The sequence below is a fragment of the Halopenitus salinus genome (assembly GCF_042662125.1).
GTDB classification, from domain to species: domain Archaea; phylum Halobacteriota; class Halobacteria; order Halobacteriales; family Haloferacaceae; genus Halopenitus; species Halopenitus salinus.
On sequence record NZ_JBHSXL010000008.1, the window covers coordinates 119,249 to 143,624 of the forward strand.

Sequence of the window (24,376 nt, forward strand, 5' to 3'; positions counted from 1 at the left end):
AGGGAGAACCGGCGTGCTACTCCAGCGCGTCGAGGCGGAACTCGAAGGCCGCGACCGGCAGCTCCAGGTCGTGCTCGACGAGGACGGCGGGGTGGACCTCGCCGATCACGCCGACCGTCTCGCCGTCGATCTCGACCGCGGCGGTGCGCCCGTCGATGAACGTCGGATGGTCGATCGCCGGCGTCGCGAGGTCGACGTCGAAGTCGCGACAGAGCGCCTGCAGCCGGGCCTTCGCGTCCTCGTAGCTCGCGTCGGTGCGGGCGAGGACGCCCGCGACGGTTCGGCGTTCGGCGACGCGCGTGTTCTCGGCGTCGTCACGCTCTGCCGCCAGGCCGATCTCGGCGAGGTCCTGGGGATACGCCCGGTGGGTGTTGCGCTCGAGGACCATGAGCAGCGAGGGGAGCGCCCACGTGCGAAGCTGCGTGTAGTCCTCGCTGTAGGGTTCGGTGATCTCGACCGGATCGCCGCCGCCGAGGACGTCGCTACCGGGGTCGACGCGCAGCCGGTCGTAGTTCTCCGGACCGCTGATCATGTGGAAGTTGAGCAGGTCCTCGAACCCGAGCCCGACGAGGCTCGCGCGGGCGGCGTCCTCGAGCCGCGACCGGTCGTGGCGGCCGCCGACGGTTCCGACGTCCGGGTAGCGCGGCTCGAGGTCGTTGAACCCGTATGCGCGCCCGACGTCGTCGACCAGGTCGTAGGGGTGGAGCACGTCGACGCGGTAGGGCGGGATCTCCACGTCGTAGACGACCTCGTCGCCGAGCGAGTAGGTCGCATCGAGCCCGGAACGCTCGAGGAGGTCGACGACCTCGTCCGGCTCGAACTCGACGCCGATGGTCGACTCGATGCGCTCGTGGGAGACGGACTTCTCCGTCACCTCGAGGTCCGGCCGAACGAGCGTCCGGCCGGCGCTCGGGTGGGACGCGATCGAGGAGTCGCTCCCGTCGCCGTCGATCGACTCGACGTCGGCCTCATCGGAGATCGACTCGATGTCGTCCTCATCGGAGATCGACTCGACGTCGTCCTCATCGGAGATCGACTCGACGTCGTCCTCATCGGAGATCGACTCGACGTCGTCCTCATCGGAGATCGACTCGACGTCGTCCTCATCGGAGATCGACTCGACGTCTCCGGGTCCGTCGGTATCACCGGCACCCGGGTAGACCACCTCGACGTCCTCGATCGTCGCCCCGCGGGCCGACAGCGCGTAACAGACGATCGCGAGCATCCGATCGATCGTCCACTGGTCAGTCCCCGTCATCTCGACGAGCAGCTCGCGGCTGCCGGTCGTCACCTCGGTCCGGCGGCCGTTGATGACCGGCGGGAACGAGAAGAGCCCGAGGTCGTCGTAGATGGCCGGGTACCGGTCGTAGTCGGCGACGAGGTCGGCGTAGGTCCGCCCGGTGTCGTGCTCCTCGAGGACCTCGGCGGGCGTCATCTCGGCGTCGGAATCGAGCGGGACGAACGTGTCGCCGTCGGGAGCGATCCCGCGATAGGTGATCGTGTTGGCCTCGCCGTCGGTGCCGGCGCGGCCCTTGATCATCGCGAGGTCGTGGATCCCGATGGCGCCCTTGGCGCGCTTTCGACCCATCGTCGCGTGGAGCTTCTCCTGCAGCTGGATGAGCGAGTCGAGGGCGGCGTCGTCGAGGTCCACCCCGCGAACGATCGCGCCCGTGACGTAGGGGCGCTCCTCGGGGACGGACTCCGCGACCTCGAGCGTCCAGTCCGCATCGTTGGTGTCGGGGACGTGGACCCCGCGGGCGTCGCCGTAGTGGTACCGCAGGGATCTCGCGACCCCCTCGACCGAGAGGCGATCGAGGCGGTCGGGGGCGAACTCGAGCTGAAGGTCGCCGTCGTCGGTCTCGCCCTCGAACTCCAAGCCGAGGGCGAAGAGGTCGTCGATGAACTCCTCGTCTGACTTCTCGTGGCCGGTCAGCTCGCGCAGCTCGTCGGGGTCGACGTCGACGACGGGCATTACCGAACCACCTCCGTCTCCCGCAGCAGTTCCAGGTCACAGAGCGTCCCGTGTACGTCGCGGATGTCGTCGAATCCGTACATCAACATGAGCAGTCGCTCCAGGGCGAGCCCCCAGGCCATCACGTCGCACTCGACGCCGAGCGGGCCGAGGACCTCCTCGCGGAACATCCCCGAGTTGCCGATCTCGATGAGCTCGTCCGTCTCGGGGTGGCGGCCGAACAGCTCGAAGGACGGTTCCGTATAGGGGTTGTAGTGCGGTTTGAACTGCACGTCGGTGATCCCGAACTGCCGGTAGAACTCCTCGAAGGTGCCCATCAGGTCGCGCACCGAGAGGTCCTCGGCCATCACCCACCCCTCGATCTGGAAGAACTCCAGCAGGTGCGTCGGGTCGAGCGTGTCGTTCCGGTAGACCTTCTCGACGGAGAAGAACCGCCGTGGCGGCTCGAGGTCGCCGAGGGCGAACCCGGAGAGGTGTCGCATCGACAGCGAGGTGGTGTGACCACGTAGATCGATCGCGCGCGCGACGTCCTCGGTCCACGGCGAGTGGTAGCCGTCGCCGTCCTCGCCCCAGCCCTCGCGGTGGGCGCGCTCGACGCGCTCGAGCAGGTCCGGAGGAATCTGCTCCATGGGGGGGAGATCGAGGGCGAACTGGTCCCAGTGGGTCCGCGCGGGGTGGTCCTGGGGCATGAACAGACAGTCGTTGATCCAGAACTCCGAGTCGGCGTGTGGGCCCTCCATCTCGCGAAATCCCATCCCGACGAGGACGTCCTTCACGCGGTCGGCCGTCTGTCGGAGGATGTGCTTTCTGCCGCCCGTCGCGGTCTCGGCGTCCGCCTCGACGTTGTACTCGGCGAACTCGACGTCCGCCCACTCGCCGCTCGTGAGCAGCTCCGGGGTGAGACGGTCGACCGTCTCCGCGGTCTCTATCCCCTCCATCAGTGCGGTGACGCCCGCATCGGAGAGGGCCACGGAGCGGACGGTCGACTCGCTGCGATCGACGAGCCCGCGGCGTTCGAGGCTCTCGAGGACGTCGCCGTCCACCCCCTCGGGCGGATCGACTCGGTCCTCGTCGGCGTCAGCGGTCGCGTCGACGACCGCTTCCAGGGCGAGTCGCTCGGGATCCGCGTCCGGATCCGCGTCCGGGTCGGCCGTGATCTCGCCGGCGTCGATCGTGCCGTATCCCTTGCGGGCGTAGTTCGACAGGGCGATGTCGACCGCCGGCCCCTCGAGTCCCGAGCGGCCGATGACCGCGCCCATCGAGGCCGGTTCCTCGTCCGCGCCGGCCTCGATCGCGGCGCGGTGGAGACGGACCTCCGGCAGGCCGGCGTCGGCGTACTCGCGGCCCTCCTCGGTGGCGGCGAGCGTGACGGCCTCCGACTCGGAGACCTCGAGGAGGCCCTCCTCCTCCAGTTCGAAGACGATCCGGGTGACGGTCTCGGGTTTCTCGCCGAGATCGGCGGCCAGGTCGTCGATCGGTCGTTCGTCGGTCGCGCTCGCGGCCTCGAGGACCGCGAGTTGGGCTTCCGTGAGTCGCATATGGTGGGTTGGTGTTCGTGGATTCGCGTCGGGCGTCGGGTCGTCTCTCGTCCGTACGTTCGGAGGCCGACACGTCGTAAGCGTTCCGTGTTCGGGCGACGATCGGCGTTCGGCGTTGGGCGTCCGATCGGCGGAAGTCGGCATTCGGCGTCCGACGGCCGGAAGTCGACGTTCGGCGTCCGACGGCCGGAAATCGGCGAGCGGCGGCCAGGAGTCGTGATCGGCCATCGACGGACGAGGATCGTCGCGGCGATCGTCGTGTCGATCGCGGGGTTTCACCGCCCCGAGACGGGACGGATCCGCCACGCGAATTCAGCGAAAAACGAACCCGAACCCGTCGCGGCCGCGGTCGCGAGCGATTCCATCGATGGCGGGTTCGAGTGCCATGATCGGGTGTGACACGGCAGGAAACAAATAGGTTGCGCGACGTCGCCGGAGGACGTCGTCAGCGAGGGGCGAATGGGGCCGAAGGGCGCCTCAGACGGCGAGGTACTCGGCGACGGCGTTCTCCTCGGCGAGCATCTCGCCGTCGATCTCGTCGACGATCTCGCCGCGCTCCATCGCATAACACCGGTCGGCCATCCCGCGGATGACCCCGAGGTTCTGCTCGACGAAGAGGATGGTCGTCCCGAGCTCGTCGTTTATCGTCCGCATGTCCTCGCTGATGCGGTCGACGATGGAGGGCTGGACGCCCTCGCTTGGCTCGTCGAGCAACAGCAGGTCGGGGTCGGCCACGAGCGCGCGGGCGATCGCGAGCATCTGCTGTTGGCCGCCCGAGAGCGTGCCGCCGGACTGGCTCGCCCGCTCCTCGAGGACCGGGAACAGGTCGTATATCTCGTCGTATCGCGTGCGATCGGCGCCGGCGTTGACGTGTTCGCCCATCCGGAGGTTCTGCTCGACGGTGAGCTCCGGGAAGACGTCGCGTCCCTGTGGAATGTAACCGATCCCCGCGCGTGCGCGCTCGTCAGCCGAGGCGTCGGTGAGGTCCTCCTCCCGGTAGCGCACGCTCCCGCTCGAGGGATCGAGGAGCCCCATCACGGTCCGCATCAGGGTGGTCTTGCCCACGCCGTTCTTCCCCACCACCCCGACGATCTCGCCGGCGTCGACGGAGAGATCGACGTCGCGAAGTACCGGCGTTGCGCCGTATCCGGCGGTCACGCCGGACATCTCGAGGAGCGCCATCACTCCTCACCCCCCTCGCCGAGGTAGATGCGGCGGACCTCCGGGTCCGCCTCGATCTCCGAGATCGACCCCTCGCGGAAGACGTCGCCGCGGTGGAGCACGGTGACGGCGTCCGCGATCTCCGCGACGAAGTCGGTGTCGTGTTCGATGACGACGAAGGCGATCCCGCGCTCCTCGTTGAGCGCGGTCACGCGGTCCGCGATCCCCCGCCGCTCCTCGACGGAGAGGCCGGCGACGGGCTCGTCGAGCAGGAGGAGGTCGGGCTGTAGCGACGCCGCCATGCCGATCTCGAGCTGCTGTTGTTGGCCGTGTGAGAGGTCGCTCGCGGGCACGTCCTCGTATCCCTCGAGGCCCGCCGCGGCGATCGTCTCCTCGATCCGGCGGTTGCGATCGTCGCCGGTCACCAGCCGCTGGATCGGGAGCTGTGCGTTCTCGCGGACCGTGAGGTCGCCGTAGACGGAGGGGACCTGGAACTTCATGCTGATCCCCCGCTTGACGCGCTCGTGGGGCGGCAGGTCGGTGATGTCGTCGCCGTCGTAGTAGATGCTTCCGGCGGTCGGCTCGTGGGTGCCGGTGATGAGCTTGAGCAGGGTGCTCTTGCCGGCGCCGTTCGGACCGATCAGACAGCGAAGCTCCCCCTCCTCGACCGCGAATCCGGGCTCGTCGGTCGCGGTGAAGCCGCCGAACTGCTTGATCAGCCCGTCGGTCTGGAGCAGGGTGTCGCTGCGGTCGCCGGTCGCGAGCCCGGCGGCGGTCTCGCGGACGTCCGGATCGATGTTCTGCGGGTCGTCGGCCGAGGAGCGGCTCCCGCTCACGAGTCGCTCACCTCCGCGGCCGCCTCCGGCGCGTCCGGAGCGTCGATCTCCGTCGGATCGGGACGGTTACGCACGAACGTCTCGTGGATCCACGGGACGATGCCGCCGGGCAGCGCGAGGATCGTGACCACGAGCAGGCTCCCCAGGATGACGAGCGCGAGCTCGCCCTGCATCGACACGCGCACGTACTCGACGGCGATCGTCGCGACGATCGCCCCGAGCAGGCTCTTTCGACCCCCGATGCTCACCCAGATGACCGGCAGGGTGGCAAAGAGCAGCGAGAAGACGGTCGGGTCGATGTAGACGTTGCGGGCGGCGTACAACACGCCCGAGAGGCCCGCCAGCGCGCCGCCGAGGGTGAACGCGACGAGCTTCGTGCGCTCGACGTCGTACCCGAACATGCGGGTGCGGTCCTCGTCCTCGCGGACGGCCACCATCACGCGGCCGAAATCGGAGTTGACGAGCGCGCGTAATCCGAGGTAGCTCGCCACGAGCACGGCGAGCGCGAGGTAGTAGAACGGGTCGATCTCCGCGACTCCGACGACGGGGAGGACCACCTCGAACTCGTTGTAGACGAACTGGTAGGAGGCGCCCTCGACGCCCAACGCGAGAAGCGGGATCTGTGGCATCCCGTTGAACCCGCCGAGCGCGGCCTCGCCGATCGTCCACTCCGAGCCCGCGGTCTGGGCCATGAACGTGTGCAACACCATCGTCGAGACGAGCGTGATGATGGTGACGTAGACGTCACGGACCCCGCCGTAGAACATGAAGTAGCCGAGCAGCGCCGCGCCGACCGCGCCGCCGATCACGCCGATCACGAGCGCGGCGGTGATGCCCTGAGGGGTGGCGAAGTTGATCGACACCACGCCGAACGCGTAGCCGCCGAGCCCGAAGAAGACCACCTGGCCGAAGCTCAACACGCCCGCGTAGCCCCACACGAGCGACAGCGAGAGCCCGAGCAGCCCCAACACGAGGAACAGCGAGAGCTGTCCGCCCCCGCCGACGAGCGGATAGGCGACGAGCGCACACACGACGAGCAGGAACCCGACCCAGAAGCCGGTCGAGTTGCCGATCGTGTTGGGTCCCTCGAGGCGGCGGCGAAGTCGGTCAAAGACGGAACGACTGGAGGCGGGACCGGAACCGACGTCGGCGTCGGCGGCCATCTACGCCCCCTCCCGTCTGCGGGCCCGAACCCGCTTTATGAACCCGGTGATCCCCTCCGGCAGGAACCGGAGCGCCAGAAGCGCCGCCACGAGCAGCGCGATCCGACCGATGAACGTGCCGTAGAGGTTCGAGAACGTCGCCTCGATGATCCCGAGGACGCCCCCGGAAAGCGCCGTGCCGAGAACGACGCTCGACCCGCCGACGACGACCGCGACGAACGCCTCGACGAGGAACTGGTCGCCGAGGGTCGGCTGCATCGAGATTATCGGCGCGAAGAGCGCGCCGGTGAACCCGGCGAGTCCCGACCCGATCGCGAACGTCGCCATGTAGATGCGTTCCGTGTCGACGCCGAGCGCGCGGGCGGTCCGCTCGTCCTGAATGGTCGCGCGGGCGCGCATTCCGAAGTCGGTGTGGGTGAAGACGTAGTACACCGCGACGAGCACGGCGATGCTGACGCCGGCGAGCACGATCCGGTAGGTCGAGTACGAGAAGGTCCCGTAGGCGACGTTTCCGAGCGGCGTCGAGACCTGATCGATCGAGTTGCCGAAGACGATTCGGGCTCCCTGGACCATGACGAGGCTGAGCCCGAAGGTCGCGACCATCGAGTCGGCGAGCCGGTCGTAGAGGGGTTCGACGAGATCGCGTCCGAGGAACCGACGACCGAGCGCGTTCGGAACGGCGCCGGAGATGATCGTGCGTTCGACGACGACGCCGAAGACCGCCGTGGCGAGCGCGCCGACGATCATCGCGAGCGGAAGCGGCAGGCCCGCTCCGGTCACGGCGAGCGTCGTCGCGTAGGCCCCGACGAGGATGAACTCCCCGTGTGCGAGATTGATGACGCCCATGATGCCGAAGATGATCGCCAACCCCACCGCCGCCAGCACGATGAACGCGAAGCTATCGAGGAACTGGAAGACGAGGTTGAGGGCGTTTACCATCCCTATTCGGCCTCCTCGAAGTAGTCGACCGGGGTGTACTGGGTCTGTTCGTCGGTCTCGCGGAGGTCACAGCCGACCGTCTCGGTGAGGAACTGCTCGGGGATCTTGCGGTCGGCGACGGCCTCGATGTTGTGCTCCTCGTCGGCGCGCATGATCCACATGTGGTGGTCGACGTGGTGGGTGGCGCCGTCGAGTTCGATCGTCTCTCCCTCGGGCGCCTCCGGGGCGCGCTCCGTCCCGAGACTGATCCCCGATTCGAGCGCCTCGATGACCTCCGGCTGTTCGAGCGTTCCCGCCTGCTCGACGGCCTGTTTGTACATGTAGACGGAGAAGTAGTTGGTCTCCGCCTCCTCGTTGAGGTAGGGCGCGTCGGGGTACATGTCGAAGTAGCGGTCGACGAATCCCCCGTCGCCGGTGTTGCTCTCGGTGGGGACCTCCTGCATGTAGTTGACGCCGGCGTAGATGTTCGCCATCGCCGGGGGGTCGATCCGCCGGTGCTCGTAGCCCTGTGCCATCGCCGTCGAGGTGCCGATCGGGACGTCGAGGCCGGAGGAGGCCTTCTGCTCGTAGAAGGCGGTGTGGTTCGCGCCGACGAGCATCGACATCACGAAGTCGGGGTCGGCCTCCTGGATGCGGTTGATCGTCGACCCGAAGGAGGACTCGCTGAGCGGGATGAACTCCTCGCCTATCACCTCGGCGTCGTTCTCGTCGGCGAGCACCCGCACCCAGTCGGCCGAGAGCTGTCCGAAGTTGTAGTCGGCCGCGATGGTGTAGATCTCCGGGCCGTACTCCTCGCGGAGGTACGGGAGGACCATCCCGAGCTGCTGGCGTGCGGTCGGGCCGACGGCGAAGGTCGTCGAGTCGCAGACGCCGCCCTCGTACTGGGTGGTGTAGAAGTAGAGCTGCTCGTTGCGGTTGATGATCGGCCGGATGGCCTCGCGGGTCGCCGAGGAGTAGCCCGCCCACAGGACGTCGACCTCGTTCTCGTTGATCATCTCGCGCGTGAGCTCCTGGTAGCGCTGGTTGTCCGACTGCGGGTCGCGGTCGTAGGTCTCGATCTGCTTGCCGTCGATCCCGCCGTCGTTGTTGATCTCCTCGATGGCGAGCATCGTCGCCTTGTGTTTCGGGTCACCGACGAGCGCGAAGTTACCCGACTGGTCCTCGAGGACGCCGATCTTCACGACGTCGGTGCTGCTTGCGGTGTCGGTGGTCGTGCCGCCGCCGTTTCCGCCGTTACCGTTGCCGGTTCCCTCGCCGCCCGAACAGCCGGCGAACGCCGAGACGCCCGCGGCGCCGGCAGCGGTCAGGAACGTCCGGCGATCGATGGGGTTCCGACTCATTGGGATCCCTCCATATTGGGATCGGGAACGACAAGCGAATTCGGGAATTCTACACGGTTCTTGGCAGCAAAGCGCCGAATAGACGTACGTTCGTCCATCATTTGGTGCACACTCCGTCGAATCCACAGTACACGTATAAACCTTTCCACACGAGTATTAAGACGGGTTAATATATGCATATCCATATAAGGTTATTCGATACGGTCGATCAGCAGTCGAGGACGACCGAAACGAGTCGAGTCCTCGTTTGGCTAATCAGTAGACGTATGATCACCGGGGAGACGGCCGGACGGATTCAAAATCGAAAAAGCGGGGCGAGGACGTCTCGGCTCCGAGCAGCGACGTCCCGTCCTCGAGCGACACCGACGGTCCGACGCCGGGTGCGACGACATCGCAACTCCAAGCGACGACGGGCCGAGAGCGCGGACTACTCGTCGACGACGACGACCTTCACCTGCTGGACGCCGCCGAGCGCGCGCAGGCGGTTCGCGAGCTCCGTGATGTCGCCCGCGGCCCCCTCCACGACGAGCGTCTCCATGCAGGTGTCGTGTGAGAGGTGGATGTGCTGGACGGAGGTGATCGCCTCCGCCATCTCGTGTTGGATCGTCTGGAGGTCGTCGGCGATGCCGTCGACGTGGTGGTCGTGAACCACGACGATCGTCCCGTGGTGGCCGCTCTCGCCGCCGGACTCCCACTCGTAGTCGGCGAAGAAGTCCCGCAGCGAGTCGCGGATCGCCGCCGATCGGCTGTCGTACTCCCAGTCGTCGACGATCCCGTCGAGCCGATCGACCATGGACGACGGCAGCGTGAGGCTGATGCGGTCGAGATCCTCGCTCATGTGCCACCCTACGCGTGAGGGGGCTAATACGGTTGGGAAGCGCGTCCCTCCGGGCCGACACCGACGCGTTCGGCGCGGCTCGTCGTCCGCGATGGAGTAATACTGTTCGAGAGGAAAGTATTATTACATCGGGCGAGGTTCGAACCGACATGCACATCCCGGACGGATTCCTCGACCTCCCGGTCGCGGCGGCGGCCGCCGCGATCGCGGTGACGGCGCTCGCGATCGCCGCTCGCCGCGTCGGGGGAGAGGTATCGGACGCGCGTGCTCCGCTCGTCGGCGTCGTCGCGGCGGGCGTATTCGCGGCACAGATGCTCAACTGGCCGATCCCGGGCGGGACGAGCGCCCACTTCGTCGGCGGGGCCTTCGCCGCGATCCTGCTCGGTCCGCATCTCGGGGCGCTCTGTGTCGCCACCGTCGTGACGATCCAGGCGCTCGTCTTCGGCGACGGCGGGCTCGTCGCGCTCGGCGCCAACGTCCTCAACATGGCCGTCGTCGAGGTGTACGTCGGCTACGCCGTCTACCGAGCCCTCTCGCGGTACGGGGAGTTCCGCGCCGCGTTCGCGGCCGGCTGGCTCGGCATTACCGCGGGCGCGCTCGCGGCGGCGGTCCAGCTCGGCCTCTCGTCGACCTTCGAGTACCAGCTCGTAACCACCCTCTCGATCATGGGCGTCGGCCACCTCGTCTTGGGCCTCGGCGAGGGCGCGATCACCGCCGTGGTCTACCGCTACCTGGTCCGCGCGCGCCCGGACCTGCGCCCGAGCGTCGCGCCGGAGGTGACGCCCGATGCCTGAGGCGGGGCGAAACGGCGGCGAAGCGGTCCACGCCCGCGAGTGGCTCCCGCGAGCGCTCGCGATCCTGCTGGTTCTCGCGCTGCTCGCCCCGGTCTTCGGCTGGGCGGCGGGACAGGTCGGCTACGCGGAGCCGCTCGAGAACGCCGCGGAGGTGACCGGCGCGAGCGAACACGCCGAGGCGGTCGACCTCGCGCCGTTCCCCGACTACGGGATCCCGGGTCTCGGTGGCGCCGCCGGAACCCTCGTGTCGGCGATCCTCGGGACCGGGGTGACGCTGCTCGTCGCGACCGGGATCGTCCGAGCGCTCGGAACCGACGCCGATGGGACGCGGTGACCCGGAAGGAGGACGCGGCCCCTCTCGTGGGGGACGCGGCTCCTCCCTATCGGAACGCGGCTCCTCCCTCGGGGGACGCGACCCCCTCGAGGGGACCATCGCGGCGATCGCGACCCACGCCCGGTGGTTCCTGCTGGCCGAGTCCGTCCCCGACCGCGAGGGCTTCCTCCAGTCGGTGACGCCGGGCGTGAAGCTGCTCGGCACGCTCGCGCTCGTCGCGGCCACGGTCGCCCAGCGGGACCCGCTTCCGGTCGCTTTGATGGGAGGACTGGCCGCGGTCCTCGCCGCCGCCTCGCGGATCCCCGCCCGGACGTTCCTCGGGCGCACGACCGGCGCGCCGGCGTTCGCGGCCGTGGCGGTCGCGCCCCAGGCGGTGCTCATGGGCGGTCCGACCGTCGCCTGGACCCCGCTTTCGGTCGACGGCGTGACCTACGTCGCCGTCTTCACGCTGCGGGTCGCCGCCTGCGTCGGCTTCCTGTCGGTGCTGTTGTTGACGACCCGGTTTGCGGACCTGCTCGCCGCGCTGCGGCGCTTTCGCGCGCCGACGATCGCGGTCTCGCTGCTCTCGATCACCTACCGGTATCTCCTCGTCTTCTTTTCCGAACTCGACCGGATGGTGCGGGCACGCCGCGGGCGACGGATCGGGAATCGGGGGCTGCGGGAGACCTGGCGCGACTCGGGGAACTTCCTCGGAACGTTCCTGCTCCGGAGCCTCGAGCGCGGCGAGCGCGTCCAGCGTGCCGCCCGCGCCCGCGGCGGAACGGGTTCGACGCCGGTCCGCAAGCGCGAGCGAGCGGGGGGTGGCGACCTGGTGTTCGCCCTGATCGTCGCGGCGACGATCGCCGGGGTGGCCCTCGCGTGAACGTCATCGAGGCGAGCGGACTCAGGTACGCCTATCCGGACGGCACGCTCGCGATCGACGGCGTCGACGTGACGATCGAGGCCGGCGAGCGGGTCGCGCTCGTGGGCCCGAACGGCGCCGGGAAGTCGACCCTGCTGCAGGTGCTCGGGGGCCTCGTCGAGCCGGATTCGGGGACGGTCCGGTACTTCGAGGAGACCGAGGACGCCGACGCGGTTCGAGACCGGCTGAGCGTGGCGACCCAGGACCCGTCCGACTACCTGTTCAACCCGACCGTCGAGGAGGACCTGGCGTACGGTCCCGGCCAGCTCTCGCTGCCGCGGTCGGAGATCGACCGCCGCGTCGACCGGATCGCGGAGCGTCTCGATCTGGCGGACCTCCGGTCGAAGCCGCCGTTCCGGCTCAGCGGGGGCGAAAAGCGTCGCGCCGCGCTGGCGAGCGCGCTGACGGTCGAGCCGGACGTCCTGCTCCTCGACGAGCCCGTGAGCAACGTCGACGCCGCGAACCGCGCCGCGATCGTGGAGCTACTTTCGGAACTATCGGCGGCGGGGACCACGCTCGTCATTTCGACCCCGGAGACCGAACTCGTCCCGCGGGTCGCCGATCGGGTGGTGCTGCTCGACGGGGACGGGATCGCCGCCGACGGTCCGACGCGCGAGGTGATGACCGACGCGGCGCTGCTGGCCGACTGCGATCTCCGACCGCCGCAGGTGGTCCGCCTGTTCGCCGACGAGGAGCCGGTCCCGCTGACCGTCGAGGAGGCGAAAGAGCGGCTTCGGTCCCCTGACGACATCTCGGACGGGGAGTGAGCCGACTTCACGGAGCGGAGTCGGCGAATAACTGGACGGACGATCGCATTCAGCCGCGTGAATGGCGGTATTTGCGCTAAGACGAACGGGCTTATCGGGAGGGTTCAAACCCTCCCGCGAATGTCGAACGAACGAGCCGAACGAACACCGCGAGGATCGACGGCGGATCGACGCGAGCGGGGGGACGTCCCGTGAGCGAGGGGATGGTGCCCGGCGAGGTCCGCGCCGGGGAGGGAACCGTGACGCTCAACGAGGGGCGCGAGACGGCGACGGTGACCGTCGCCAACACGGGCGACCGCCCCGTCCAGGTCGGCTCCCACTTCCACTTCTTCGAGGCCAACGCCGCCCTCGCCTTCGACCGCGAGGCCGCCTTCGGAAAACGGCTGAACGTCCCGGCCGGCACCGCCGTCCGCTTCGAGCCCGGCGACGAGCAGACGGTCGGGCTGGTCGCGATCGGCGGGAAACGACGCGCCCACGGCATGAACGGGATGGTGAACGGGAGCGTCGACGGCGATCCGACCGAAGCGTTAGAGCGCCTGCGTGCGGCCGGGTTCCGTGACACCGGGGCAGCCGCCGCCGGAGACGCCGAGGACGCGGACCCGAGCACGGAGGACGAACAGTGACCCGCGAGATCGGCCGCGAGGCGTACGCCGAGCTGTACGGCCCCACCGAGGGCGATCGGGTCCGGCTCGGCGACACGACGCTCTTCGCCGAGGTCGAGCGGGACCTGCGGACCCACGGCGACGAGGCGGTCTTCGGCGGCGGCAAGACCCTCCGCGACGGGCTCGGGATGGCCACGGGCGTGACCCAGGAGGAGGGCGCGCTCGATTGGGTCATCACGAACGCGACGATACTCGATCCGGTCATCGGGATCGTCGCCGCCGACATCGGGATCCGAAACGGGGAGATCGCCGGGATCGGCAAGGCTGGCAATCCCGACACGATGGACGGCGTCGACATGGTCGTCGGCCAGTCGACGGACGTCTACCCTGCCGAGGGGAAGATCGCCACGGCCGGGGCGCTGGACATCCACGTCCACTGGAACTCCGCACAGCTGCACGAGCACGCGCTGGCCTCGGGGATCACCACGATGCTCGGCGGGGGATACGGCGGCGGGGCGACGACGTGTACGACCGGCCCGGAGAACGTAAAGCGGTTCCTGCAGGCCGCGGAGGCCTGGCCGGTCAACGTCGGCTTCTACGGCAAGGGCAACGGGTCGGAGCCGGGGCCGCTCCGCGAGCAGGTCGAGGCGGGCGCGTGCGCGCTCAAGCTCCACGAGGACTGGGGGTCGATGCCGGCGGCGATCGACGTCGCGCTCGAGGTGGCCGAGGACGAGGACGTCCAGGTGTGCATGCACACGGACACGCTCAACGAGGCCGGGTTCGTCGAGAACACCTTCGCGGCGGTCGACGGCCGGACGATGCACCTCTTCCACATCGAGGGCGCCGGCGGCGGCCACGCCCCCGACATCATGGAGATGGTCGGGGAGCCGAACATGCTGCCCTCCTCGACGAACCCCTCGATGCCGTATACCGACAACACCTTCGACGAGCACCTCGACATGGTGATGGTCTGTCACCACCTCAACCCCGACGTCCCCGAGGACGTCGCCTTCGCCGAGTCCCGCGTCCGCGCCGAGACGATCGGGGCCGAGGACGTCCTCCACGACGTGGGAGCGATCTCGATGATGACCTCCGACTCGCAGGCGATGGGCCGGATGGCGGAGGTCGTCCCCCGGACGTGGCAGACCGCCTCGAAGATGAAACGCCAGCGCGGCCCGCTGCCCGAGGACGAGGGTACCGAGGCCGACAACGCCAGGATCGAACGCTACCTCGCCAAGTACACGATCAACCCCGCGATCGCGGCCGGCATCGACGCGCACGTCGGCACGCTCGAGCCCGGAAAGCTCGCCGACGTCGTGTTGTGGGACCCGGCCTTCTTCGGGATCAAGCCCGCGATGACGTTCAAGGGCGGCTTCCCGGTCCACTCGGAGATGGGCGAGGCCAACGGCTCGCTCATGACCTGCGAGCCGATCAAACAGCGCGAGCGGGCCGGCGCCGTCGGCAAGGCCAAACACGGGCTGTCGCTGACGTTCGTCTCGCCGGCGGCCGCGGAGCGCGGCGTCGGCGAGGAGTACGGCCTCGACTCGCGGGTCGTCCCGATCGAGGGGGCCCGAACGGTCGCGAAGGGCGACATGCTCCACAACGACTACTGCCCGGACGACATCGAGGTCGATCCGGAGACATTCGAGGTGCGGGTCGACGGCGAGCACGTGGCCTGTGAACCGTCCTCGGAGCTACCGCTCGCACAGCGGTACATGCTATGATCGGAACCGGGATCGGAGTGGGTGGACGATCAGGTCCATATTGTCCTATAAGGAGTATAATCACACTATACGGAACGGATATACCGACGATCAGGGAACCAAAATCCGTGATAAGTGATCTAACGCCGGTCGATATGAACGGCCAGGCGCCACGGCGATACCGCGACCACCGACGGCTGAACCGATGCCGCGGGGAACGACGATGAGCGACCGGCTCGTCCCCGGCGAGGTCACAGCACGCGGCGAGGACGTTCGGATAAACGAGGGACGCGAGACGGCGACGGTGACCGTCGCCAACACGGGCGACCGTCCCGTCCAGGTCGGCTCCCACTTCCACTTCTTCGAGGCCAACGCCGCCCTCGCCTTCGACCGCGAGGCCGCCTTCGGCATGCGCCTCGACGTTCCGGCCGGCACCGCCGTCCGCTTCGAGCCCGGCGACGAACGATCCGCCGACCTCGTGGGACTCGCCGGCGACCGCGTGGTCTCGGGGATGAACGCGCTCGTCGACGGAGCGATCGACGGGGAGGACGGAGCGATCGACGAGGAGACCAAGGCGGCCGCCATCGAGCGCGCCCGCGAGGGCGGATACGGGGGGCTTTGAGCGTGGCTCGCGATCTCCCGCCCGAGGAATACGCCTCGCTTTACGGGCCGACCGAGGGCGACCGGATCCGGCTCGCGGACACGGAGCTCGTCGCCGAGGTGGAGACGGACGAGATCACCCGCGGCGACGAGGCGGTCTTCGGCGGCGGCAAGACCCTCCGCGACGGGATGGGCCTGAAGCCGGGCTACACCGCCGAGGAGGGCGCGCTCGACTGGGTACTCACGAACCTCGTGATCCTCGATCCCGTCCTCGGAATCCGCAAGGCCGACGTCGGGATCCGCGACGGCTACATCGCGGGGGTCGGCAACGCCGGCAACCCCGAGACGATGGCGAGCGTCGACGACGAACTGATCGTCAGCGCGAACACGGAGGTGATCTCCGCGGAGGGACTGATCGCGACGCCGGGCGGGATCGACCTGCACGTCCACTTCAACTCCGCACAGCTGCCGCGCCACGCGCTGGCCTCGGGGGTCACCTCGATGCTCGGCGGCGGGGTCGGCCCCTCGACGGTCGGGATCATCACGAGCGGGAGGTGGAACCTGGAGATGATGATGCGGGCCGCGGAGGCCTGGCCGGTCAACGTCGGCTTCTACGGCAAGGGCAACTCCTCGCGGCCGGACGTGATCCGCGAACAGGTGGAGGCCGGGGCGGTCGCGCTCAAGATCCACGAGGACTGGGGCGCCACCCCGGGCGTCATCGACACCTGTCTGGACGTCGCCGACGAGACCGGCGTACAGGTGGCGATCCACACGGACACGCTCAACGAGTCGGGGTTCGTCGAGAACACCTTCGACGCCATCGACGGCCGGACGCTACACGCCTACCACGTGGAGGGCGCCGGCGGCGGCCACGCCCCCGACATCATCGAGCTCGTCGGGAAAAAACACATGCTGCCGTCCTCGACGAACCCCACCATGCCCTACACGGACAACACCTTCGAGGAGCACCTCGACATGGTGATGGTCTGTCACCACCTCAATCCCGACGTCCCCGAGGACGTCGCATTCGCCGAATCCCGCGTCCGCGCCGAGACGATCGCCGCCGAGGACGTCCTCCACGACCTGGGCGCAGTCTCGATGATGGGAACGGACTCGCAGGCGATGGGCCGAATGGCGGAACTCATCCCGCGAACCTGGCAGACTGCGGACAAGATGAAGCGCCAGCGCGGCCCGCTGGCGGCGGACGAGGGGTCCGGCAACGACAACCGCCGGATCGAACGCTACCTCGCCAAGTACACGATCAATCCGGCGATCACGGCGGGGATCGACGCCTACGTCGGCTCGCTCGAGCCCGGAAAGATAGCCGACATCGTGCTTTGGGATCCGGCCTTCTTCGGGATCAAGCCCGAGACCGTGATCAAGGGCGGGTTCCCGGCGTACTCGGCGATGGGCGAGGCCAACGGCTCGCTCATGACCTGCGAGCCGGTGTCGATGCGCCCGCAGTACGGCGCCTTCGGCTCCGCGCGGAACGCGACGAGCATCCAGTTCGTCAGCCGACAGGCCTACGAGGCCGACGTCGAGGCGGCCTACGACCTCTCGAAGGTCGTGGTTCCCATCGACGACACGCGCGATCTGTCGACCGACGACTTCGTGGCGAACACGTACAGCCCGTCGGTGGACGTCGATCCGGAGACGTTCACCGTCGAGATGAACGGCGAGCCGGTCACCTCAGACCCGGCCGGGGAGATCGCGCTCGCACAGCGGTACACGTTATGAAACGATGAAGCTCACACCCAAAGAGGAGGAACGCCTCACGGTATTCACCGCAGCGGAGATCGCGCGACGCCGCAAGGAGCGCGGCGTCCCGTTGAACCACCCCGAGACGGTCGCCTACATCAGCGACTGGTGCATCGAGCGGGCCCGCGAGGGGCAGTCGGTGGCGGAGATCCGCTCGGGCGCCTCACAGCTGCTCGGCCGCGAGGACGTCATGGAGGGGATCCCGGAGATGGTCGGGATGATCCAGGTCGAGCCGATGTTCCCCGACGGGACGAAGCTCGTCACGGTCCACGACCCGATCCGCTCGGACAGCGTCGGCGGGGCCGAGGGCGACGGAACCGGCGGCGGGACGGGTGAGTCCGCCGGCGAGTCCGGAGGGAGCGAGGGGGACGCCGGCCGATGAGCCTCACCCACCGCGACGTCGCCACGGTCGGCGTGGGCGGACCGGTCGGGTCCGGCAAGACGTCGCTGCTCTCGGAGGTCGTCCCGCGCCTCCGCGAGGAGGGCCTCGAGATCGGCGTGATCGCGAACGACATCCTCACCCGCGAGGACGCGAACCGCCTGCGGGAGCGCTTCGAGGGGATCGTCCCGCCGGATCTCGTCGCCGGCGTCGAGACCGGCGCGTGTCCGCACACGGGCATCCGCGAGGACCCCTCGATGAACCTCCAGCAGATCGACGAGTTCCTCGCCGACCACCCCGATCTCGACCTCGTGTTCGTCGAGAGCGGCGGCGACAACCTCGCCGCGACGTTCAACCCGGAGCTGGCCGACTACTCGCTGTACGTGATAAGCGTCGCCGAGGGCGAGGACATCCCGCGAAAGCGCGGGCCGGGCGTCGTCGACTGCGACCTCCTCGTGGTGAACAAGACCGACCTCGCCCCCCACGTCGGCGCCGACCTCGGGGTGATAGAACGCGACGCCCGCGAGGTGCGCGAGGGGCCCCACGTCCTCACCGACTGCAAGGCCGAGGAGGGCATCGACGAGGTGCTCGCACACGTCCGCGAGGGGGTGCTCTTCGCCTGATGGCCGCCGACGTCCCGGGGTCCGACTCCGGCGATCCCCCGAGCGATCGGGAGGAGGCGCCACACCCCTCCTTCGAGGACTACGCCGCCGAGCCGGTCCCGCAGGCGGCGGTCGGCTCGCCCGGCAAGGACGGGAACCTGGAGCTTCGCTTCGAGCGGGTCGACGGCGGGACGGCGCTCGTCCACGACTACGCGACGGTCCCGTTTCACGTCTCGGGAACCCTCGCGTCCGATCCGCACCCGAACGCGTCGACCGTCTTCCTGCAGTCGCCGACCGGCGGGATCGCCCAGGGCGACCGCCAGGACGTCGAGATCGCGGCGGGTCCGGAGGCGATCGCGCACGTGACCACCCAGAGCTCGACGAAGGTCCAATCGATGGAGCGCAACTACGCCGGCGCGGACCTGCGCCTGTCGGTCGGTACGGGGGGCTACCTCGAGTACGTGCCCGAGCCGACGATCCTCCACGCCAACTCGCGATACCACCAGGACCTCCGGATCGATCTCGCGGCCGGCGCGACCGCCGTCCTCGGCGACGTCGTCGTCCCCGGCCGGCTCGCCCGCGGGGAGCGGTTCGAGTTCGAACGGTATCTCTCGCGGGTGCGCGCGTACGGACCGGAGGCGATGCTCTTCGAGGACGCCGCCCATCTGGCGCCCGGCGACGCCGGATCGGTCGATCCGACCGATTCCGGGGTGCTCGGCGAGTTCACGGTCTACGGAACGCTCTACGTCGTGGACCCCGAGATGGACGCGCCCGCGATGAGCGACCGGCTTCACGCAGCGGCAACCGAGGCGGTTGAAGCGGCCGAAGCGGCGGAAGCGGCCGAATCGACAGGGGCGACGGAGGCGATCGAAGCAACCGAGTCGAACGCGGACGACGGAGGGACAGGAACCGGCGGCGGAGCGAGTGGCGAGGGACCGTCCGCCGAGACGGCGCGCGCCGGCGCGAGCGCGCTCCCGAACGGCGCGGGCGTCGCCGTGCGCGCGCTCGGCGACCGGGCCGAGACGGTTCAGGCGAGCCTCCACGCGGCGTGGGACGCGGCGCGCCGTGATCTGATCGACGCCCCCGCGCCGTCGGGGAGGAAGTACTGATGCTCGTCGCGAACGCGCACGTGGGCCACCGCGACGATCCCGACGTCGAGGCGCGCCTCGCGGACGAGGACGGGGGCGAAACCCCGGCCAGGGTCGTCCTCTCGAACGTCGAGCGGCGGCGGTCGCGTGTCCGAACGGAGACCGAGGACGGACGCGATCTCGGCATCGTGGTGAGCCGGGAGCTCGGCGACGGCGACGTGCTCGAGACCGAATCGGGAACGCTCGTCGTCGTCGAGCTCGCCGCGGTCGACGCGCTCGTGCTCGGGTTCGCGGACGCGGACGTGTCGGCGACGGCCGCCCTCGAGATCGGTCACGCGCTCGGCAACCGCCACCTCGATCTGGCGGTTCGCGGCGAGGAGGCGCTGTTTCCGGTTCCGGACACCCGCGAGCGCATGCGCGAGACGGTCGACGGCCTGCTGCCCGAGAGGGTGACCGTGCGGTTCGAAACGGTGCCGCCCACGACCTTCGGCGAGATCGGCGGACACGACGGGAGCGACCACGAGCACGGGCATAGACACGACCACGGCGGCGACGCTGACGGACACCATCACGACCACGAGCACGGCGGCGACGGTCACGACCACGGCGAGGACCATCACGAGCATGGTCACGATGGTCATGACCATGGTCACGATCATGGTTACGAACACACCCACCGGAACGGTCACGACGACCGCCCACGAGCCCCCGAGGCCAGCGACGGAGGCGATCGATGAGCGATCGAGCGGCGAGCGACCGGGGCGCGAGCGACGACGCCAGTCTCGAGTCGTTCCGACTCGCGGACTCCTTCCTGCCGGTCGGGACCTACACCGTCTCCTACGCGCTCGAGGGGTTCATCGCCGACGACCGGGTCGAGGACGTCACGGATCTCGAGGAGATCCTCGAGACGTACCTCCGGCGACAGGTCGGGCCCGCCGACCTGGTCGCGTTGCGGGCCGCCCACGCGGCCGCACGGGAGGGCGACCTCGAGGCGGCCCTCGCGGCCGACCGCCGGCTGACGGCGGCGACCCTGCCCGCGGAGTTCCGCGAGAGCGCCCGAAAATCGGGACGGCGCCTGTTGTCGCTCCAGCGGGATCTGCGCGAGGAGCCGCTCCTCGAACGATACGCGGAGCGGATCGAGGCCGAGGAGGCCGAGGGCACGTATCCGGTCGTGCTCGGGGTGGCGACCGGACTGGCCGGCGTCGACGAGCGCGAGGCGTGTCTGTTGAGCTGTCACGGGTTCGCAACCGGGATGCTCGGGGCGGCCCAGCGCCTGCTGTCGCTCGGCCACACCGACGCCCAGCGGGTACTCGACGGACTGCGGCCGGCGATGCGGGACGCCGTGGACGACTCGGCGAACCGGACGATCGAGGACATGACGCCGTTCGCCCCGCTCGTCGATGTCGTGTCGGCGGAACACGAGCGGGCGGACAGACGGCTGTTCGTGAGCTGAGGGGAAGGAGTCGCTCGAGAGTTGAGGAGGGACGTCTCCCCGATCTCGTGCGGTCCGACTCTCGATCCATTTAACCCCGGACCCGCCAACCTCGGGGTATGAGCGCGGACTCGGAGTTCGAGGTGATCCCCGCCGTCGACGTCCAGGACGGCGAGGTGGTCCAGCTGGTACAGGGCGAGCGGGGGACCGGCAAGCGGTACGGCGACCCGGTCGAGGCCGCCGAGCGCTGGATCGACGCGGGCGCGGGGACCCTGCACCTCGTCGACCTCGACGGGGCCTTCGAGGGCGAGCGGGTCAACGCGACCGCCTTCGAGGCCATCGTCGACGCGGTGGGTGACCGCGTCGATCTCCAGCTCGGCGGGGGGATCCGAACCGCCGAGGACGCGGCGGGGCTCCTCGATCTGGGGATCGATCGCGTGATCCTCGGGACCGCGGCGATCGAGAACCCGCCGATCGTCGAGGCGATCTCGGCCGAGTATCCCGGCACCGTGATGGTGAGCCTCGACGCGAAGGACGGGGAGGTCGTCGTCTCGGGGTGGACCGAATCGACCGGGCTCGACCCCGCGGAGGCCGCCGAACGCTACGAGGAACTCGGCGCCGGCGCGATCCTCTTTACGAACGTCGACGTCGAGGGGCAACTGGAGGGGATCGACCGGGGGGCCGTCGAGGCCGTCGTCGACGCCGTCGACATCCCCGTCGTGGCCTCCGGCGGCGTGGCGAGCATCGACGACGTGGTGGCGCTACAGCGGGCGGGCGCCGCCGCGGTCGTGATCGGAACCGCGCTCTACGAGGGCGAGTTCACGCTGCGTGAGGCCAAGCGAGCCGTCGAGTCGACGTGAGGGCACGGCGACCCACTCACACGGGATCGAGTCGCGGTCGAGGACGCAGCCGAGCGCAATCACCTTAAGAGTCGCGCCCGCAGGACGCGTATGAGCGACCGCACGGCTGCCGTCTCGCGCGAGACGGCGGAGACGGAGATCGACGTGACGCTCGCGATCGACGGCGACGGGGAAAGCGAGGTGGAGACCGGAATCGGGTTTCTCGACCACATGCTCGAGTCGTTCGCCAAACACGGGCTGTTCGACCTGACGGTCCGGTGTGACGGCGACACCCACATCGACGACCACCACACCGTAGAGGACGTCGCGATCTGTCTCGGCGAGGCGTTCGCGGAGGCGCTCGGCGACAAGCGCGGGATCAGCCGGTACGCCGACCGCCGCGTGCCGCTCGACGAGGCCGTCGCGTCCGTGGTCGTCGACGTCTCGGGGCGTCCCCACTACGAGTTCACCGGGGAGTTCTCCCAGGAGTCCGTCGGCGAGTTCACGAGCGTCATGGCCGACCACTTCGCGATGTCGCTCGCGCACAACGCGGAGATCACGCTCCACGCGGCGGTCGTTCGCGGCGAGAACGCCCACCACGAGGTGGAGGCGCTGTTCAAGGCGCTCGCTCGCGCGCTCGATGACGCGACCCGGCTCGACGACCGGCGCTCGGACACCCCGAGCACGAAGGGCGCGCTCTGAGGCATGTTCGATGAGATCCTCGGCAAGTTCGAGGGATCGCCGAGCCAGCAGGCGGTGATCCGGCTCCTGCTCGAGCGGGGGTTCTCCGTCAACGAGGAGGGACGGGTCGTCTCTGGGGGGATCGAGATCCCGTATACGGGGATCGCACGCGAGCTGGACGTCGACAGGCGGGTCGTCGACTCGACGACCGACGCGATCCTCGAGGACCCGGAGCTGCGGCGCATCTTCGCGAACATCTCGTCGATCCCGAGCCTCATGGATCTCGCGCCGGTCCTCGAGTTGACCGTGCTCACGGTCGAGGTCGCGGAGGCGGACGAGTCGGGGATCGTCGCCGAGGTGACGACGCTCATCGCCGAGGCGGGCCTCTCGATCCGGCAGGTGATAAGCGAGGACCCGGAGTTCACCGACGACCCGAAGCTCTACGTGATCCTCGACGCCGAGGTGCCCGGCGACCTGCTCGTGGCGATCCGCGAGCTGCCGTACGTGCGTCGCGTGGAGTTCTGACCGGTGGGGGACAACCGGTAACACGCACCGTTATACGGTTCGGTCGCGTACGAACCGTATGTCAACCGAGGTACGACTCAACCGGCTGCACACGGTCATCGACGCCCTCGAGTATCCGATCGAGCGGGAGACGGCACGCGAGGAGCTGTCCGACGTGACGCTCGTGTACGCCGACGGGAGGGAGCCGTTGGCCGCCGTCGTCGCCCGATCGAACGACGACGTCTTCGGGTCCGCCGAGGACCTCGAGGCGGAGGTCTACGGAAACGCCCCGGTCGAGGCGGTCGGCGAACCGGGGCAGTCGGAGGGCGACGCGTAGCTCCCCGGAACGATCCCAACCACCTTTATCCAGGACGCCACAGTCCCCTCGAACCGATCCCGATCGTGTCACCTCATCACGGTTTTTCACTTTCACTTGACTGTTAACGGGGGTTTATATGGGAGAGCGAACAAGCGGGACGTACATGCCCGAAGACGAACTCGAGGACCTCCCAGGCGTCGGACCCGCGACCGCGGACAAGCTCGTCGACACCGGTTACGAGAGCTACCAGAGCATCGCCGTTGCGAGCCCCGGCGAGCTGTCGAACACGGCGGACATCGGCGCCTCGACGGCGTCGGACATCATCAACGCGGCGCGCGAGGCCGCCGACGTCGGCGGCTTCGAGACCGGCGCGGCCGTCCTCGAACGGCGCGAGCAGATCGGCAAGCTCTCGTGGGGGATCGACGAGGTCGACGAGCTGCTCGGCGGCGGCGTCGAGACGCAGTCGATCACGGAGGTGTACGGCGAGTTCGGCGCCGGCAAGTCGCAGGTGACCCACCAGCTCGCGGTCAACGTCCAGCTGCTTCCGGAACACGGCGGCCTCGACGGCGCCGCCATCTTCGTCGACACGGAGGACACCTTCCGGCCCGAGCGGATCGACGACATGGTCCGGGGGCTCGACGACGAGGCCCTCGCGGCCGAGATGGAGCGTCGCGAGATCGAGGGAACCCCGAACGACGAGGAGGCGGTCGGCGAGCTCGTGGATGCGTTCCTCGACCGGATCCACGTCGCGAAGGCGTTCAACTCCAACCACCAGATCCTGCTGGCCGAGAAGGCCAAGGAGCTGGCCGGCGAACACGAGGAGAGCGAGTGGCCGATCCGGCTCGTCTGTGTGGACTCGCTGACCGCCCACTTCCGCGCGGAGTACGTCGGCCGCGGCGAGCTCGCCGAACGCCAACAGAAGCTGAACAAGCACCTCCACGACCTCATGCGGATCGGCGACCTCTACAACACGTCGATCCTCGTCACCAACCAGGTCGCCTCCAACCCCGACTCCTACTTCGGCGATCCGACCCAGCCGATCGGCGGCAACATCCTCGGCCACACCTCCACGTTCCGGATCTATCTGCGAAAGTCGAAGGGCGACAAGCGGATCGTCCGGCTCGTCGACGCGCCCAACCTCGCCGACGGCGAGGCCGTGATGCGCGTCCAGGACGGCGGCCTCAAACCCGAGTAACACCGCGCGGGACGGCGCGCGCGAGCCGTATCGGGCCTACTACTCCAAGATCTGACAAAACGATCGTTGGATTCTACGGCAACATTTGTGT

General features: G+C 68.9%; 26 protein-coding genes. 18 read left to right on the forward strand and 8 right to left on the reverse strand.

Annotated features, from left to right (window positions below; translation table 11 throughout):
• Positions 1-16 precede the first annotated feature (16 nt).
• From ACFQE9_RS08865 to nikR, 8 genes are all read right to left on the reverse strand, one after another.
• Positions 17-1,972 carry a phenylalanine--tRNA ligase subunit beta gene (locus ACFQE9_RS08865; RefSeq protein WP_379743426.1) on the reverse strand — a complete coding sequence of 652 codons (1,956 nt, stop codon included), beginning with the start codon at positions 1,970-1,972 and terminating at the stop codon, positions 17-19.
• Positions 1,972-3,510, reverse strand: a complete 1,539-nt coding sequence (pheS, locus tag ACFQE9_RS08870) for a phenylalanine--tRNA ligase subunit alpha (RefSeq protein ID WP_379743429.1) — start codon at positions 3,508-3,510, stop codon at positions 1,972-1,974. Before pheS ends, ACFQE9_RS08865 begins: the two co-directional genes overlap by 1 nt.
• Before the next feature lie 477 nt (positions 3,511-3,987).
• Positions 3,988-4,692 (reverse strand): ABC transporter ATP-binding protein, encoded by a 705-nt coding sequence (locus ACFQE9_RS08875; RefSeq protein WP_379743432.1) that lies wholly within the window; start codon positions 4,690-4,692, stop codon positions 3,988-3,990.
• A complete protein-coding gene (locus tag ACFQE9_RS08880) occupies positions 4,692-5,507 on the reverse strand; it encodes an ABC transporter ATP-binding protein (protein WP_379743435.1) in 816 nt (271 codons plus the stop codon). The genes ACFQE9_RS08875 and ACFQE9_RS08880 overlap by 1 nt, the downstream gene beginning before the upstream one ends.
• Positions 5,504-6,670, reverse strand: a complete 1,167-nt coding sequence (locus tag ACFQE9_RS08885) for an ABC transporter permease subunit (protein ID WP_379743438.1) — start codon at positions 6,668-6,670, stop codon at positions 5,504-5,506. The genes ACFQE9_RS08880 and ACFQE9_RS08885 overlap by 4 nt, the downstream gene beginning before the upstream one ends.
• Complete coding sequence (gene urtB / locus ACFQE9_RS08890) at positions 6,671-7,609, reverse strand: urea ABC transporter, permease protein UrtB (RefSeq protein WP_379743441.1); 939 nt, start codon at positions 7,607-7,609, stop codon at positions 6,671-6,673.
• Positions 7,610-7,611: 2 nt separating this feature from the next.
• A complete protein-coding gene (locus tag ACFQE9_RS08895) occupies positions 7,612-8,949 on the reverse strand; it encodes an urea ABC transporter substrate-binding protein (protein WP_379743444.1) in 1,338 nt (445 codons plus the stop codon).
• Positions 8,950-9,376: 427 nt separating this feature from the next.
• Positions 9,377-9,787 carry a nickel-responsive transcriptional regulator NikR gene (gene nikR, locus ACFQE9_RS08900; RefSeq protein ID WP_379743447.1) on the reverse strand — a complete coding sequence of 137 codons (411 nt, stop codon included), beginning with the start codon at positions 9,785-9,787 and terminating at the stop codon, positions 9,377-9,379.
• 149 nt (positions 9,788-9,936) lie between these two features.
• Between nikR and ACFQE9_RS08905 the strand changes: the two genes are divergently transcribed.
• The 18 genes from ACFQE9_RS08905 to radA all read left to right on the forward strand — a co-directional run bounded on the left by ACFQE9_RS08905 (position 9,937) and on the right by radA (position 24,285).
• Complete coding sequence (locus ACFQE9_RS08905) at positions 9,937-10,581, forward strand: energy-coupling factor ABC transporter permease (RefSeq protein ID WP_379743450.1); 645 nt, start codon at positions 9,937-9,939, stop codon at positions 10,579-10,581.
• A 79-nt stretch (positions 10,582-10,660) separates the two neighbouring features.
• The gene (locus ACFQE9_RS08910; protein ID WP_379743746.1) at positions 10,661-10,915 is read left to right on the forward strand and encodes a PDGLE domain-containing protein; all 255 of its coding nucleotides are present in this window, start codon (positions 10,661-10,663) and stop codon (positions 10,913-10,915) included.
• Entirely contained in the window at positions 10,902-11,777 is an 876-nt protein-coding gene (gene cbiQ, locus ACFQE9_RS08915) for a cobalt ECF transporter T component CbiQ (protein WP_379743453.1), read from the forward strand. The genes ACFQE9_RS08910 and cbiQ overlap by 14 nt, the downstream gene beginning before the upstream one ends.
• The gene (locus tag ACFQE9_RS08920; protein ID WP_379743456.1) at positions 11,774-12,583 is read left to right on the forward strand and encodes an energy-coupling factor ABC transporter ATP-binding protein; all 810 of its coding nucleotides are present in this window, start codon (positions 11,774-11,776) and stop codon (positions 12,581-12,583) included. Before cbiQ ends, ACFQE9_RS08920 begins: the two co-directional genes overlap by 4 nt.
• 191 nt (positions 12,584-12,774) lie before the next feature.
• Complete coding sequence (locus tag ACFQE9_RS08925; protein WP_379743459.1) at positions 12,775-13,206, forward strand: urease subunit beta; 432 nt, start codon at positions 12,775-12,777, stop codon at positions 13,204-13,206.
• Positions 13,203-14,909 carry an urease subunit alpha gene (gene ureC, locus ACFQE9_RS08930; protein ID WP_379743462.1) on the forward strand — a complete coding sequence of 569 codons (1,707 nt, stop codon included), beginning with the start codon at positions 13,203-13,205 and terminating at the stop codon, positions 14,907-14,909. Before ACFQE9_RS08925 ends, ureC (ACFQE9_RS08930) begins: the two co-directional genes overlap by 4 nt.
• Before the next feature lie 202 nt (positions 14,910-15,111).
• Complete coding sequence (locus ACFQE9_RS08935) at positions 15,112-15,510, forward strand: urease subunit beta (RefSeq protein ID WP_379743465.1); 399 nt, start codon at positions 15,112-15,114, stop codon at positions 15,508-15,510.
• A 2-nt stretch (positions 15,511-15,512) separates the two neighbouring features.
• A complete protein-coding gene (ureC, locus tag ACFQE9_RS08940; RefSeq protein ID WP_379743468.1) occupies positions 15,513-17,225 on the forward strand; it encodes an urease subunit alpha in 1,713 nt (570 codons plus the stop codon).
• Positions 17,226-17,229: 4 nt separating this feature from the next.
• Positions 17,230-17,628 (forward strand): urease subunit gamma, encoded by a 399-nt coding sequence (locus ACFQE9_RS08945; protein ID WP_379743471.1) that lies wholly within the window; start codon positions 17,230-17,232, stop codon positions 17,626-17,628.
• Positions 17,625-18,248 (forward strand): urease accessory protein UreG, encoded by a 624-nt coding sequence (ureG, locus tag ACFQE9_RS08950; protein ID WP_379743474.1) that lies wholly within the window; start codon positions 17,625-17,627, stop codon positions 18,246-18,248. The genes ACFQE9_RS08945 and ureG overlap by 4 nt, the downstream gene beginning before the upstream one ends.
• On the forward strand, positions 18,248-19,336 hold the full coding sequence (locus tag ACFQE9_RS08955) for an urease accessory protein UreD (RefSeq protein WP_379743477.1): 1,089 nt from the start codon (positions 18,248-18,250) through the stop codon (positions 19,334-19,336). Before ureG ends, ACFQE9_RS08955 begins: the two co-directional genes overlap by 1 nt.
• Positions 19,336-20,052 (forward strand): urease accessory protein UreE, encoded by a 717-nt coding sequence (locus tag ACFQE9_RS08960; protein WP_379743480.1) that lies wholly within the window; start codon positions 19,336-19,338, stop codon positions 20,050-20,052. Before ACFQE9_RS08955 ends, ACFQE9_RS08960 begins: the two co-directional genes overlap by 1 nt.
• Positions 20,049-20,768, forward strand: a complete 720-nt coding sequence (locus ACFQE9_RS08965; RefSeq protein ID WP_379743483.1) for an urease accessory protein UreF — start codon at positions 20,049-20,051, stop codon at positions 20,766-20,768. Before ACFQE9_RS08960 ends, ACFQE9_RS08965 begins: the two co-directional genes overlap by 4 nt.
• A 98-nt stretch (positions 20,769-20,866) precedes the next feature.
• The gene (hisA, locus tag ACFQE9_RS08970) at positions 20,867-21,607 is read left to right on the forward strand and encodes a 1-(5-phosphoribosyl)-5-[(5-phosphoribosylamino)methylideneamino]imidazole-4-carboxamide isomerase (RefSeq protein WP_379743486.1); all 741 of its coding nucleotides are present in this window, start codon (positions 20,867-20,869) and stop codon (positions 21,605-21,607) included.
• A 90-nt stretch (positions 21,608-21,697) separates the two neighbouring features.
• Positions 21,698-22,288: an imidazoleglycerol-phosphate dehydratase HisB gene (hisB, locus tag ACFQE9_RS08975; protein WP_379743489.1), complete on the forward strand. Its 591-nt coding sequence runs from the start codon at positions 21,698-21,700 to the stop codon at positions 22,286-22,288.
• Positions 22,289-22,291: 3 nt separating this feature from the next.
• Positions 22,292-22,792 (forward strand): amino acid-binding protein, encoded by a 501-nt coding sequence (locus ACFQE9_RS08980; protein WP_379743493.1) that lies wholly within the window; start codon positions 22,292-22,294, stop codon positions 22,790-22,792.
• Positions 22,793-22,850: 58 nt separating this feature from the next.
• Complete coding sequence (locus ACFQE9_RS08985; protein WP_379743496.1) at positions 22,851-23,108, forward strand: DUF5789 family protein; 258 nt, start codon at positions 22,851-22,853, stop codon at positions 23,106-23,108.
• Between the two features lie 145 nt (positions 23,109-23,253).
• Entirely contained in the window at positions 23,254-24,285 is a 1,032-nt protein-coding gene (gene radA / locus ACFQE9_RS08990; protein WP_379743499.1) for a DNA repair and recombination protein RadA, read from the forward strand.
• The last annotated feature ends 91 nt before the right edge of the window (positions 24,286-24,376 follow it).

Excerpts from the sequence above, each read along its gene's own strand:
- ACFQE9_RS08960 (WP_379743480.1), top strand. The coding sequence starts at position 19,336 with ATGCTCGTCGCGAACGCGCACGTGGGCCACCGCGACGATCCCGACGTC.
- ACFQE9_RS08905 (WP_379743450.1), top strand. The coding sequence starts at position 9,937 with ATGCACATCCCGGACGGATTCCTCGACCTCCCGGTCGCGGCGGCGGCC.
- ACFQE9_RS08955 (WP_379743477.1), top strand. The coding sequence starts at position 18,248 with ATGGCCGCCGACGTCCCGGGGTCCGACTCCGGCGATCCCCCGAGCGAT.
- ACFQE9_RS08980 (WP_379743493.1), top strand. The coding sequence starts at position 22,292 with ATGTTCGATGAGATCCTCGGCAAGTTCGAGGGATCGCCGAGCCAGCAG.
- ACFQE9_RS08985 (WP_379743496.1), top strand. The coding sequence starts at position 22,851 with ATGTCAACCGAGGTACGACTCAACCGGCTGCACACGGTCATCGACGCC.
- ACFQE9_RS08895 (WP_379743444.1), bottom strand. The coding sequence starts at position 8,949 with ATGAGTCGGAACCCCATCGATCGCCGGACGTTCCTGACCGCTGCCGGC.
- radA (WP_379743499.1), top strand. The coding sequence starts at position 23,254 with ATGCCCGAAGACGAACTCGAGGACCTCCCAGGCGTCGGACCCGCGACC.
- ACFQE9_RS08945 (WP_379743471.1), top strand. The coding sequence starts at position 17,230 with ATGAAGCTCACACCCAAAGAGGAGGAACGCCTCACGGTATTCACCGCA.
- ureG (WP_379743474.1), top strand. The coding sequence starts at position 17,625 with ATGAGCCTCACCCACCGCGACGTCGCCACGGTCGGCGTGGGCGGACCG.
- nikR (WP_379743447.1), bottom strand. The coding sequence starts at position 9,787 with ATGAGCGAGGATCTCGACCGCATCAGCCTCACGCTGCCGTCGTCCATG.
- ACFQE9_RS08875 (WP_379743432.1), bottom strand. The coding sequence starts at position 4,692 with ATGGCGCTCCTCGAGATGTCCGGCGTGACCGCCGGATACGGCGCAACG.
- ACFQE9_RS08965 (WP_379743483.1), top strand. The coding sequence starts at position 20,049 with ATGAGCGATCGAGCGGCGAGCGACCGGGGCGCGAGCGACGACGCCAGT.
- cbiQ (WP_379743453.1), top strand. The coding sequence starts at position 10,902 with ATGGGACGCGGTGACCCGGAAGGAGGACGCGGCCCCTCTCGTGGGGGA.
- ACFQE9_RS08885 (WP_379743438.1), bottom strand. The coding sequence starts at position 6,670 with ATGGCCGCCGACGCCGACGTCGGTTCCGGTCCCGCCTCCAGTCGTTCC.
- ACFQE9_RS08865 (WP_379743426.1), bottom strand. The coding sequence starts at position 1,972 with ATGCCCGTCGTCGACGTCGACCCCGACGAGCTGCGCGAGCTGACCGGC.
- ACFQE9_RS08935 (WP_379743465.1), top strand. The coding sequence starts at position 15,112 with ATGAGCGACCGGCTCGTCCCCGGCGAGGTCACAGCACGCGGCGAGGAC.
- hisB (WP_379743489.1), top strand. The coding sequence starts at position 21,698 with ATGAGCGACCGCACGGCTGCCGTCTCGCGCGAGACGGCGGAGACGGAG.
- pheS (WP_379743429.1), bottom strand. The coding sequence starts at position 3,510 with ATGCGACTCACGGAAGCCCAACTCGCGGTCCTCGAGGCCGCGAGCGCG.
- hisA (WP_379743486.1), top strand. The coding sequence starts at position 20,867 with ATGAGCGCGGACTCGGAGTTCGAGGTGATCCCCGCCGTCGACGTCCAG.
- urtB (WP_379743441.1), bottom strand. The coding sequence starts at position 7,609 with ATGGTAAACGCCCTCAACCTCGTCTTCCAGTTCCTCGATAGCTTCGCG.